The organism is Streptomyces sp. NPDC059567, from assembly GCF_042735655.1.
Taxonomy (GTDB): domain Bacteria; phylum Actinomycetota; class Actinomycetes; order Streptomycetales; family Streptomycetaceae; genus Streptomyces.
The window spans coordinates 1-12,030 of sequence record NZ_JBHWBS010000030.1 but is presented as its reverse complement, the minus strand read 5'-3'; the positions used below and the strand labels follow the sequence as shown (position 1 = coordinate 12,030).

Annotated in this window: 10 protein-coding genes and 1 tRNA gene; 6 read left to right on the top strand and 5 right to left on the bottom strand. The window is 72.3% G+C overall.

The genetic code is table 11. From position 1 onward, the window contains the following. Positions 1-97: 97 nt before the first annotated feature. A tRNA-Ser gene (locus tag ACFVZW_RS16075) sits at positions 98-182 on the bottom strand. A gap of 46 nt (positions 183-228) precedes the next feature. Further along, the gene (locus ACFVZW_RS16070) at positions 229-1,665 is read right to left on the bottom strand and encodes a S1C family serine protease (protein ID WP_384521495.1); all 1,437 of its coding nucleotides are present in this window, start codon (positions 1,663-1,665) and stop codon (positions 229-231) included. Between the two features lie 177 nt (positions 1,666-1,842). Here ACFVZW_RS16070 and ACFVZW_RS16065 point away from each other — a divergent pair, with 177 nt between their 5' ends. The 3 genes from ACFVZW_RS16065 to ACFVZW_RS16055 all read left to right on the top strand — a co-directional run bounded on the left by ACFVZW_RS16065 (position 1,843) and on the right by ACFVZW_RS16055 (position 5,007). Next, on the top strand, positions 1,843-2,664 hold the full coding sequence (locus tag ACFVZW_RS16065) for a glycerophosphodiester phosphodiesterase (protein WP_384521492.1): 822 nt from the start codon (positions 1,843-1,845) through the stop codon (positions 2,662-2,664). Between the two features lie 73 nt (positions 2,665-2,737). Then, positions 2,738-3,340 carry an ATP-binding protein gene (locus ACFVZW_RS16060; protein ID WP_384521489.1) on the top strand — a complete coding sequence of 201 codons (603 nt, stop codon included), beginning with the start codon at positions 2,738-2,740 and terminating at the stop codon, positions 3,338-3,340. A gap of 698 nt (positions 3,341-4,038) precedes the next feature. After that, positions 4,039-5,007 carry a DUF5926 family protein gene (locus ACFVZW_RS16055; protein ID WP_383557390.1) on the top strand — a complete coding sequence of 323 codons (969 nt, stop codon included), beginning with the start codon at positions 4,039-4,041 and terminating at the stop codon, positions 5,005-5,007. A 212-nt stretch (positions 5,008-5,219) separates the two neighbouring features. Here ACFVZW_RS16055 and ACFVZW_RS16050 read toward each other — a convergent pair whose 3' ends face one another. After that, positions 5,220-5,801 carry a hypothetical protein gene (locus tag ACFVZW_RS16050; protein ID WP_384521486.1) on the bottom strand — a complete coding sequence of 194 codons (582 nt, stop codon included), beginning with the start codon at positions 5,799-5,801 and terminating at the stop codon, positions 5,220-5,222. Positions 5,802-6,230: 429 nt separating this feature from the next. Then, the gene (locus ACFVZW_RS16045; protein WP_384521483.1) at positions 6,231-6,911 is read right to left on the bottom strand and encodes a bifunctional DNA primase/polymerase; all 681 of its coding nucleotides are present in this window, start codon (positions 6,909-6,911) and stop codon (positions 6,231-6,233) included. Positions 6,912-7,292: 381 nt separating this feature from the next. Between ACFVZW_RS16045 and ACFVZW_RS16040 the strand changes: the two genes are divergently transcribed. Both ACFVZW_RS16040 and ACFVZW_RS16035 read left to right on the top strand, forming a co-directional pair. Continuing rightward, positions 7,293-8,891, top strand: a complete 1,599-nt coding sequence (locus ACFVZW_RS16040; protein ID WP_384521480.1) for a PP2C family protein-serine/threonine phosphatase — start codon at positions 7,293-7,295, stop codon at positions 8,889-8,891. A 198-nt stretch (positions 8,892-9,089) separates the two neighbouring features. Beyond that, complete coding sequence (locus tag ACFVZW_RS16035) at positions 9,090-10,547, top strand: aminopeptidase P family protein (protein WP_384521477.1); 1,458 nt, start codon at positions 9,090-9,092, stop codon at positions 10,545-10,547. Between the two features lie 72 nt (positions 10,548-10,619). Here ACFVZW_RS16035 and ACFVZW_RS16030 read toward each other — a convergent pair whose 3' ends face one another. Then, positions 10,620-11,057, bottom strand: a complete 438-nt coding sequence (locus ACFVZW_RS16030; protein WP_384521474.1) for an ATP-binding protein — start codon at positions 11,055-11,057, stop codon at positions 10,620-10,622. 221 nt (positions 11,058-11,278) lie between these two features. On the opposite strand from ACFVZW_RS16030, the gene ACFVZW_RS16025 reads away from it, so the two are divergent. Continuing rightward, positions 11,279-12,030, top strand: a 752-nt coding sequence (locus tag ACFVZW_RS16025) for a hypothetical protein (RefSeq protein ID WP_384521471.1), incomplete at its 3' end; no start/stop codon positions are given.

The following is a 12,030-nucleotide window of genomic DNA, read 5'->3' as shown; positions in this document are numbered from 1 at the left end:
GGCTTGGGGTGAGTACTTGTTCGACCGTTCCCGACCTGCGGGCGGTCCCCGTAATCCGGGGCCCGCCCTCTGACCTGCTACTTCTCTGACCTGCAAGCGGTGGGTGTGGGATTTGAACCCACGGTGACTCGCGCCACGACGGTTTTCAAGACCGTTCCCTTAGGCCGCTCGGGCAACCCACCCCGCGCCGGATCCCGTTCAGGACGGCGCGGGGGACAGCCTAGCCGGTCAGTTGTCGCCCGTGCGTTCGCCGAGGGAGACCGTGGTCTTCGCCGTCTTGCCGTCGCGCTCGTACGTGATCTCGACCGAGTCGCCCGGCTGGTGGGTCCAGATCTCGCTGATCAGCGTCGGGCCGCTGTCGATCTGGCGGTCGCCGAAGCCGGTGATCACGTCGCCCGCCTTCAGACCGGCCTTCGCCGCCGGGCCGTCCGCGGTGACGGACGGGGTGCCGCCCGCGCCCTCGTCCGCGATCGTGGCGCCCGCGCCCTTGTCGGTCATGTTCACCGTCGCGCCGATCACCGGGTACACCGGCTTGCCCGTCTTGATCAGCTGCTCGGCCACGTTCTTGGCCTGGTTGACCGGGATCGCGAAGCCCAGGCCGATCGAGCCCGCCTGGGTCTGGCCGAAGCCGTTGCCGGTCGACTGGATCGCCGAGTTGATGCCGATCACGGCACCGCTCGCGTCCAGCAGCGGGCCGCCGGAGTTGCCCGGGTTGATCGAGGCGTCCGTCTGCAGGGCGCTCATGTACGAGTTGCTGCCGCCGGAGCCGTCGCCCGAGGCCACCGGGCGGTTCTTGGCGCTGATGATGCCCGTCGTGACCGTGTTGGACAGGCCGAACGGCGCGCCGATCGCGATCGTCGAGTCGCCGACCGCCACCTTCTCGGAGTCGCCGAGCGGAAGCGGGGCCAGCCCCTCCGGTGCCTTCTTCAGCTTCAGGACGGCCACGTCGTAGCCCTCGGCCCGACCCACGACCTCCGCGTCGTACGTCTTGCCGTTGGAGAAGGTCGCCGAGAGCGTGCCGCCCTCCGCCGCCGACGCCACCACGTGGTTGTTGGTGACGATGTGGCCTTCCTTGTCGTAGACGAAGCCGGTGCCCGTACCGCCCTCGCCCTCGCTGTCGCCGGCGCCGCTGCCGCCGGACTTCGCCTGGATGGTCACGACGCTCGGCAGCGCCTTGCCCGCCACCGCCGCGACCGTGCCCGGATCGCGCTTGAAGGCCGCCGGGGAGTCGCCCGCGGAGACCGTCGTCGAGCTGACTTCGTCGTCACCGCGCTCGGCCGCCCAGTAGCCGATCCCGCCACCCACACCGCCGGCCACCAGCGCGGCCACGAGGACCGCCGCTACGAGACCGCCGGTCTTCTTCCGCGGGGCCGGCGGGGCGGGAGGGACGGGCTCGCCCCAGGACGGCACGGTCGGCGGTGCCGGCGGCCAGCCACCCGCGCCCGCCGGAGCACCCGCACCCGCACCGACGGTCGCACCCACCGGAGCCTCAGCCGGAGGGGTCACCGGCAGCGGTGCCGTGGCGGGCTCGGGCGCCGCCTGCGGCTCGGATGCGTCCACGGCAGGGGGTGCGGACGGAGCCGCAGGAGGTGTCGGAGGGGCGGGAGGGACGGACGGGGCATTCGGGTCCGCCGGAACCGCGCTGCCCTCGTTCTCGGTACTCACAGCTCTCTCCTCGTTCACTGCACGGGTGGATGCCATCACTAGGGTGCTGCGAACAGCTTTTCCCACAGGACGTCAGGCCACTGTAAGGCGGAGCTGTGCATCCGCACCCCATTCTTTATTTACGGACAGAACGGACACGATCCGATACGGCCGCCCCGCCAATGGCACCATGACGCGGTGACCCACGCACGGCAGCACACCAACCGCGTCCCTGTTCAGGTGGTCGCCCACCGCGGAGCCTCCGAGGACGCCCCGGAACACACTCTGGCCGCCTATGTGAAGGCCATCGAGGACGGCGCCGACGCGCTCGAGTGCGATGTCCGGCTCACCGCCGACGGCCACCTCGTCTGCGTCCACGACCGACGCGTCGACCGCACCTCCAACGGCCGCGGCGCCGTCTCCGCCCTGGAGCTCGCCGACCTCGCCGCGCTCGACTTCGGCACCTGGAGGGGGCGCGAGGAGGCGGGCGAGAGCCCGGACTGGAAGGACCCCGAGCTCACCTCCGTACTCACCCTGGAACGCCTCCTCGAGCTGGTCTCCGACGCCGGGCGACGGATAGAGCTCGCCATCGAGACCAAGCACCCCACCCGCTGGGCGGGTCAGGTGGAGGAGCGGCTGCTGACCCTCCTCAAGCGGTTCGGCCTCGCGGAGCCGGCGGCTCCGGAGGACTCCGCGGTGCGCGTCATGAGCTTCTCCCCGCGCTCCCTCGGCCGGATCGCGGCGGCCGCGCCGACCCTCCCCACCGTCTCGCTGTCGCAGTTCGTGACCCCCCGGCTGCGGGACGGAAGGCTGCCGGCGGGCGCGCGGATCGCCGGACCGTCGATCCGGATCGTCCGCCACCACCCCACCGTGATCCTTCGGCTCCAGAAGGCCGGACACCAGGTCCATGTATGGACTGTGGACGATCCGGAGGATGTGGAGCTGTGCGAGCGGCTCGGCGTCGACGCGATCATCACCAACCGCCCGAAGCAGGTGCTGTCCCAGTTGGGCCGCGTTTGACCCGTTCTCCCCACCCGTATCGGGGCTTACGGGGAGTGCACCGGCGCGTTCGGCCCGTACTCGATCGTCACGAGTGCGTCACCGGAGGCTCATTGGCCGGTTTCCGGTCCAGGCCATTGGGGCATCCAAACCGTGGCGTGGGGCAAAGGAGGTCTCGGGGGTGGCGTTGGTGGTGGCACAGGAGGTGCCCACGTCGTCGAGCATGGCCGTACCCCATGGCCCTGCGGGCGTGGGTGAGGCGCGACACCGTATGCGGGAGCATTTGAGCCGCAGCGGGATGTCCGAATCGGTCGTCGACGATGCGGTACTGATCCTTTCCGAGCTCCTCAGTAATGCCTGCCGGCACGGCAGGCCGCTGGGGCGGGCCGAAGTGGGTGACGGGGACGTCCGAGCCGCGTGGCGCGTCGATGCGTCGGGTGGCCTGACGGTCGAGGTGACGGACGGCGGTGGTCCCACACGGCCTGTTCCTTCGACGCCCTCGGTCACCGCGCGCGGCGGCCGTGGGCTGAACATCATCGGTGCGCTGGCTCAGGACTGGGGCGTACGGGACAGCGCGACCGGCGAGGTCACGGTCTGGGTGATCGTCACCGAGGGCCACCGGCGCGAGGACTTCGCGGCGAGGGTCGGCGGCGGCTCGGGCTTCGACTTCCTGGACGCGTACGACGACCTGGACTGACGCGGGGCCGTACGAGAGAAGGCCGGCCGGGACCGTGACCCGGGCGGTCGGCCGGGACCGCGTGACCCGGGCGGTCGGCCGGGATCGTGACCCGGGCGGTCGGCCGGGACCTGGGCTGTCGGCCGGGACTGGGCGGTCGGCCGGGCAGCGGACCGTCGAGCAGGCCGCACGTCCGACCCGGACGCGCCGACCCGTAACCAGGCCGCACGCCGGATTCGACCAGCGGACCCGTGAACAGGCCCGACGTCCAACCCGGGCAGCGGACCCGTGAAGAAGCCCGACGTCCGACCCGGACGCGCCGACCCGTAACCAGGCCGCACGCCGGATTCGACCAGCGGACCCGTGAACAGGCCCGACGTCCAACCCGGACTGCGGACCGTCGAGCAGGCCGCACGTCCGCCCCGGACAGCGGACCCATTGACCGGCCGCACCGGCCCGACCCCGACAGCGGACCGTCGAACCAGCCGCACGTCCGACCCCGACAGCCGACCCGTGTACCGGCCGCACGTCGGGCCCGAGATCAGCCCTGGTGGCCCGCTCCGCGCCAGGGTGCTCGACGGTCCGGCAACAGACGGGACATCGACCGCCCCGCCCTGAGCCCCGCATCGCTTCCGTACGGCTAGGCTCGCCCGACACAGAGCCGTGCACCGAGCACGGCCCTGCACCACCGCACTGCCGCTATCGGGAGAAGCCACACCATGGCCAAGAAGCGCCCCCAGACGAAGGCCGCCAAGGCACAGGTCACGAACGGGGAGATCCCGGTCGTCGGTGCGCGCGAGCCGTGCCCGTGCGGTTCGGGCCGCCGCTACAAGGCGTGTCACGGCCGGGCCGCCGCGCACGCCGTGACCGAGCTCGTCCAGCGCCCCTTCGAGGGACTGCCCGGCGAGTGCGACTGGGTCGCGCTGCGCGAACTGGTGCCCGCCGCCACCGTCCCGCTCACCCTCAAGGACGGGCTGCCCGAGGGCGTGCCGTCCGTGACGCTCGCGACCGTACTGCCGATGGCATGGCCGGCGCTGCGCCGCGACGACGGCTCCGTGCTGCTCGCGCTGCAGAACGACTCGTCCTCCGGCGACCTCGCCCGCGATCTCGCCGACACCCTCCAGCGCGCGCTGGAAGCGGAGCCCGGCACCCCGGTCGCGCCCCGCCGCGTGCCCACCGAGGGCCCCCGTCTGCAAGACCTCCTCGACCCGAACAGCGATTTTGCGCCGGTCGTGCACGAGGGCTTCGAATTCTGGATTCCGGAGTCCGCCGACAACTCCAACCCCGAGGTCACCGCCTCCCTGGAGCGTGCGAACGCCGCCGCGATCCCCACCGTCAAGCTGACCGGTGTGGACTCGGCGTACTGGTGCGAGACCCCGGAGAAGAACCACCTGCGCTGGGTCATGCCGCACCCCGAGGAGAAGCTCCTCGACGCGCTCGCCCGCCTGCACGCCGCCGGCACCTCCGCCCTCGTCGACGACACCCGCCTCGTCGGCTCCTTCCGGGCGCACGGCCTGATGGTCCCCGTCTGGGACCTGCCCACCTCGATGGGGGCCGAGGACTGCGAGAAGCCGGCCGCCGAGTTCGCCGAGCGTCTCGCCGCGGCGCTGGCCTCGGACGCCCCGCTGACGCCGGAGGAGCGTCGGGCGCGCGGCGGTCTCACCAACCGTCAGGTCACTCTCAGCTGACACGCGAGGTGGCCGCCGTCACTGACAGACCGACCAGTCGGTGACTTCCGCCACAACCTCGCCGCACGACCTGATAAATCCCTGTCCGAATAACCGAGATCGAATTTGCGAACCGCAGATCTCTTGTTACGGTTCTAGAAGCCCGGTCGCTGGTGCATCCCCCGTCGCCAGCGATCGGGCCTTCTCATGCCCGGACGAATCTCGTCCCGCGCTCAACTACCGCCCGTGCGCGCCGCGTTGCTCCCCGACCGCAGCAGCAGCGGCGTACTGTCGCCCTCTCCCGCGCCCGCGAATTCCGCCACGGCCGAATATGCCGAAGCCGCGCCCCGCGCGCGCTCCCGAGGCGTCTCACAAGCCCCCGGTTCGTCCTGTGCCGGGATGGCACAACGCACTTGTACGGTCCGCCCCGCAGGGCCCATCAGGGTGAGTACGGAGTCCAGCCGCTGGCCCGTGGCGTTGCGGTAGTACGTGCGCGCCCAGGTGTCGGGCCCCTCGGTGAGGACGCAGGTCTGCGCCTCGATCCCGTCGGGGGAGGTCAGCTCGGGTCCGCAGTGCGAGGCGTGACCGGGGAGGTCCGAGGACGACGGCTGCCGCGGCGCGGACGGAGCCGGGATCACGGGCTTCGGCCGCTCCTCGGGGGCGCCGAGGCCGAGGCCCGGCAGCAGGCCGCCGTCGGCCTTCGGCTTCGCGTCGTCGCCGGGCCCCGGGCCGGCCGCCGGGCCCGCCAGGGCGGCCAGCGGCAGGAGCGTGGCACACACCACGACGGCCCCGAGCCCGATCATGCGGAGATTCATGGGGACCCACCTGCCCGGCTGGCTGCGACTCGTGAACGGTGGGCCGAAGATATCGGCGGATCGAGGGCGCGCAGCGCGCCGCGCGCCCATTTCCCGTACAAGTCGGGCCGCCTCACACCCGTTCGGGTGACACGGACTCCGGAACCGGCCCCGAGCTCCGGCTCCGAGTTCCCGCCCCGAGTTCCGGCGGCGAGGTCCCGCCCCGAGTTCCGGCACCACCCACGGGACGGAGCGCCCACGGGACGGAGCGCCCGCGAGACGGAGCACTCACGGCACGGAGCACCCGCGGCGCACGGAGCACCCGCGGCACGGAGCACCCACGGGCCGGATCGTCCACGCACGGATCGCCCACAGCACGGACCGCCCGCCCGTGAGTCCGCGGGCGCCTTCGAACCCCCGCCAGTGAGTGCGCGGGTGCCCTCCGCCCCCTCAGTACGCGAGCCTGCTGCCGCCCTCCGGAGCGCCCGTGCTCGCCTCCACCAGCGCGTCCACGACCGCCTCCACGTCCGGCAGCCACGGCCTGGCCGAGCCCTCCAGGGGCGCGCGCTCCCAGCGCACCTGCCCCGTCCCCGCGGCCGACGGCGGCAGCAGCAGATAGCCACCCTCGCCGTGGAAGCGCAGCGAGCTGGGCACGCTGTCCTTCGCGTAGAGGAGTTCGCCGAGCCGTTCCAGGCCGTACGGGGCGACCAGCAGCGACCAGCGGGTCGGTGTCGCCACCACGGGGCCGAGCCGCATGCCCATCGTGTCGAGAGCGGCCAGGGCGCGTGCCCCCGCTGCGGCCGGCAGGCTCACCGCGCAGGGCGCCTTGCCGCCGGTGGCCAGGACGATCGGGGCCTCCGGCCGGCGGCTCCACCACCAGCGGATCATGCGCTCGTCGGTGGTGGCCGCGAGCAGGCCGGGGTCGAAGGGGTGTGCGCCGGGAACGACACACTGCGGGTCGGGGCAGGCGCAGCCCACCCCTCCGGACGTACGCGTCGTCGTCTTCAGCCCCACGCCGGGCAGTACGGGCCAGTCCCACTCGGTGGCGCACATGAGCGCCGCGTCGAGCTGGACAGTCCTCTCCTTGCGCCGGAACCGGAGCCTGCGTCGCCTTCCGAGGATCTCGCGCATGAGCGCTCGTTCCTTTCCGTTGAACGCCGAATCCACATCACACCACGTGCAGATCACTTCACTGTGCGTATCAGCGCGTACAAGGTCGGCGGTTCACCGCCCCGTGCGGTGGGGCGGGAGGGGCCGAGCTGAGGCTCGTCGTCCACTCGAGGGGCGCGGCCTGCGGCGGTGAGGACGCCCAGGCACCCTGCCAGGTTCCGGGGCTGCTTCAACTGCCCCTGGCCATCACCGTTTACGTACCCATCACGTTCTAATCAACGCGCTTTCAAACGACGCCAGTCGACCGCAAAAGGTGCACGGTGGGGGTAATTTTCAGCCAACTTGGCCTGCACTTCAACCCTTCTGCCAAACCCCACAGACACCACAAGTCCCGTGGGGACAATGCTGGACATCGCTCCTCTTGTGCGTGTACATGTGGATGCATTGCTAGCGGCGCAGATTGACATGGGGGTTTGCGATGCTAATGAGCGAAACACACCGGTCGGAAAGCCGGTCGACATGAGCGCCCCACACCTGCCGAAAGTGGCCGGAATCGATTCCACGGTTCCGTCGCCCGCGCACACTACCGCGCCCGTCCCGCCCGTCATCCCCTCCGACGCGCCCCTCCCGGACATCCCCGGCGAGCTGATCCAGGACCGGCTGGCCGGCTGGGTCTCCGACCTCACCACCCTCCACGAACTCACCGAACGCCTGGTCAAGACCGGCTCGCTCGACGAAGCGCTGCGTGAGGTACTGCGCGCCGGCGCCGCCCTCGTCGGCGCCCGCCGCGGCATGGCCGTCCTCGAACCCGCCGACGGACTCGGCCCGACCTCCACCGTCGGCCTCGGGCTCGCCCACGCGGAGCTCGGCACCATCGAGACCGTGCCGCGCAGCGCCACCTCCTACGGCCGCATCCTCGACGGCCTCCCCGAACCGACCGGCTCCGGAGCCGCACGCGATCCGCTCAACCCCCGCGACCCCCTCAGCGCCCGCGATCCGCTCACCGCCCCCGATCGCGTCGCCGTCCCCGATCCGGTCGCGGTGCCGGACCTCCTCGGCGAGGCCGGACTCGACCCCCGCCACCGTGAGGTCGCCGCCCGGCTCGGCTACGCCGCCAGCTACGCCCTGCCCCTCGCCACCGAGGCCGCCGGCAAGCTCGGCGCCCTCGTTTGGCTGTACGACGAGCCCGCCGAACCGGTCGAGCGCCAGCGCCACCTGATCGGCCTCTACGGCCGCTACGCCACCGAACACCTCGCCCGTCTCCTGGAGCTGGAGCGCGCCCGCGTCCAGGTCGCCACCGTCGCCGAGGAGTTGCTGCCCAGCCGCCTCCCCCGAGTCCCCGGCGTCCAGCTCGCCGCCCGGCACAGCACCGGCCCGCAGGGCGGCGGCGACTGGTACGACGCGCTGCCGCTGCCCGAGGGGGCCCTCGGGCTCGCCGTCGGCTCCGTGTCCGGGACCGGCCCCAGCGCGCTCGCCGCCATGGGACGGCTGCGCGCCTCCCTGCGGGCGTACGCGGTCATGGAGGGCGAGGACCCCGTCGCCGTCCTGTCCGATCTGGAACTCCTGCTCCGGCTGACCGAGCCCGCCCGCTCGGCCACCGCGCTCTTCGCCTACTCCGAGCCGAAGCAGCGCAAGCTCGTCCTCGCCGGGGCCGGGCACACCCCGCCGCTGATCATCGGCGACCACCGCACCGAGTACGTCGAGACCTCGCTGTCCGCGCCGCTCGGGATGCTCGCCTGCTGGGAAGCACCGAGCGTCGAGATCGCCCCGGCCCCCGGAGAAACGGTGCTGCTGTACACGGACGGGCTGCTGCGCCGGACCGGCGACCCGATGGACCGGGCCTTCGCACGGCTCCACGCGGCCGCCGCGAGCGTGCCGAAGGCGGACCGTACCGAGCCCGGGGCCATCGCCGACCACGTGCTGCGGACCCTGCTGCCCGAGGGGCTCGACACCGCCGTGGACGGGGAGGACGTCGTCCTGCTCGCGGCCCGCTTCGAGTGAGCGGCGCTGAGCGAGAGCGGCCCGCTTCGAGTGAGCGGCGCTCAGCGTGAGCGGTCCGCTTCGCGGACGCGTCGGGCTTCTCGTGCGCCGCGCGTAGACGACATGTGACTCAGCGGTAATGGGTCTTCCGGCCCTGGGCCCCCTTCCGTACGACCGTACGATGGAGGGGGTTCAGTGTCGTACCAAAGGAGACCCCCCGTGGCAGACGAGCTCACCCCGGAAACCCCGGACGAGTCCGAAGAACCGATCAAGCAGCGCAAGAACGGCCTGTACCAGGGCGTCTCCGACGAGCTCGCCGAGAACATGAAGTCCGGCTGGGCCGACACCGAGCTGCACGACCTGCGGCCGATCGCGCAGGCCGAGCACACCGCGGCCCGCCGCGCCGCGCTCTCCGCACGCTTCCCGGGCGAGCGCCTGGTGATCCCCGCCGGCAACCTGAAGACGCGCTCGAACGACACCGAGTACAGCTTCCGCGCCTCCACCGAATACGCGTACCTCACCGGCGACCAGACCGAGGACGGCGTCCTCGTCCTCGAGCCCACGAAGAACGGCCACCGGGCGACGATCTACCTGCTCCCCCGCTCCAACCGCGAGAACGGCGAGTTCTGGCTCGACGGCCAGGGCGAGCTCTGGGTCGGCCGCCGCCACTCGCTGACCGAGGCCGAGCAGCTCCTCGGCGTCCCCGCCAAGGACGTACGCGAACTGGCCGCCGCCCTCAAGGAGGCCACCGGCCCCGTCCGCGCCGTCCGCGGCCACGACGCCGGCATCGAGGCGGCCCTGACCGACAAGGTCACCGCCGAGCGCGACGAAGAGCTCCGCGTCTTCCTCTCCGAGGCCCGCCTCGTCAAGGACGAGTTCGAGATCTCCGAGCTGCAGAAGGCCTGCGACTCCACCGCCCGCGGCTTCGAGGACGTCGTCAAGGTCCTCGACAAGGCCGAGGCGACCAGCGAGCGCTACATCGAGGGCACGTTCTTCCTGCGCGCCCGCGTCGAGGGCAACGACGTCGGCTACGGCTCCATCTGCGCCGCCGGCCCGCACGCCACCACCCTGCACTGGGTCCGCAACGACGGCGCGGTCCGCTCCGGCGAGCTGCTGCTCCTGGACGCCGGCGTGGAGACCACCGAGCTCTACACCGCGGACGTGACCCGCACCCTGCCGATCAACGGCCGCTACACCGAGCTCCAGCGCAAGATCTACGACGCCGTCTACGAGGCGCAGGAGGCCGGCATCGCCGCGGTGAAGCCCGGCGCCGCCTACCGCGACTTCCACGACGCCGCCCAGCGCGTGCTCGCCGAGAAGCTCGTCGAGTGGGGCCTCGTCGAGGGCCCGGCCGACCGCGTCCTGGAACTGGGCCTGCAGCGCCGCTGGACCCTCCACGGCACCGGTCACATGCTCGGCATGGACGTCCACGACTGCGCCGCCGCGCGCACCGAGGCGTACGTCGACACCACCCTCGAGCCGGGCATGTGCCTGACGGTCGAGCCGGGGCTGTACTTCCAGGCCGACGACCTGACCGTGCCGGAGGAGTACCGGGGCATCGGCGTCCGGATCGAGGACGACATCCTCGTCACGCAGGACGGCAACCGGAACCTCTCCGACTCGCTGCCCCGCAGCTCGGACGAGGTCGAGGCATGGATGGCCGGCCTGAAGGGCTGACCACTCCGTCCGTACGAGAAGGGCCCCCGCCGACGCGATCGGCGGGGGCCCTTTCGTCACACGTCATCGGTCTCAGGTCAGCGCGAGAGGGGCGTCCGCCCGCCATTTGACGATCTTGTCGAAGCTGACGAGCGCCCCGCCCCGGCCCGTACGGCCGAAGTGGACGTGGTCGGCCAGCTCCTCGATCAGCCGCAGACCGCGGCCGTTCTCGGCATCCGCGGCGGCGGGCAGCGGGGATCCCGAGAAGCCCGGACCCGAGTCCGCCACCTCGATCCGACAGGTCTCGCCGTCCAGATAGGCCGTGACCCGGTACGCCTCCGAGGCCATGCCGGAACCGGTGTCGCCACCGTGCTCGACGGCGTTGGCGCATGCCTCGGTCAGGGCGACCGACAACTCGTAGGAGATGTCCGGGTCGACGCCCGCGGTCTCCATCGTGCCGAGAAGGAGCCGCCGGGCGAGCGGAACGCTCGCGGCCTCGCGCCTCAGATGGAGGGACCACCAGATGCTCATGCTTCAGCCTCCTGGCTGCGGCTCGACATGCTGCGGCGCGACATACCGTTACCTATTGCCGCCCTGCGGGGTCCGTAAGCCCCTGGGGAACACAAGAGCGCTCATTCGGCGGATGTGGGCACGCCGGACGCCGGTGTATGTCAGGCCCGAAGCAGCCAAAGGGTGATCTTCCGGACCTGCCGTATGGCAGGTGGGGGCCTGGTGCGATGATGGGCCCCGCCATGTCTGCCCCCGCGCTCGCACCACGTCTGCTGAGGGCCGCGGTGTTCACCGCGGTCTGCGTCGTGCTGTCCGGGCTCGGACATGCCATCGCCGCCTGCGCGGGCATCGCGTTGTGGACCGTGGTCGCCGGATTCCTCGGCATCTTCGGCATCACCGTGCTCTTCGCCGGGCGGGAGCGTTCGCTGCCCGTCATCGTCACGGCGCTGGCCGGCGGACAGCTCGGACTGCACGTGCTGTTCGGCCTCGGACAGCGTCCGCTCACGGCCGGCGCCCTCGGCCCGGCCTCCGACGACGCGCTGATCCGCATGGCCGCCAAGCTGGTCTGCGGCGCGGGCGCCGCGTCGATCAGCCCCGCCGACGCGACCCGGATCATCACCGACGCCGGCCTCGACCCGGCCGCCGCGGCCGCCGGGCCGCACGCCGCCCACCTGGCGACCGGCGCCGCGGAGAACGCCGGGCTGCTGCCCGATCTGCCCATGGTGCTCGGCCATCTGCTGGCCGCGCTCGCCACCGGCTGGCTGCTGCGCCGCGGCGACCTCGCCCTCGGCCGGCTCGTCCGGCTCTCCGCGCAGGGAGCGACCGAGCTCGCCGAAGGCGCCCTCGTCCGCTCCCTGCGCGCCGCGCTCGCTCTCGTACGGGAGCTCCTCTCCGGCCTTCCCGGGCTCCCGGGGGGGGGGGGGCGCCCGCCCCCCCCCCCCACCCCCCCCCACCCCCCCCGCGCCCCGCCGCGCGGGCGCACCCCCCCACCCGG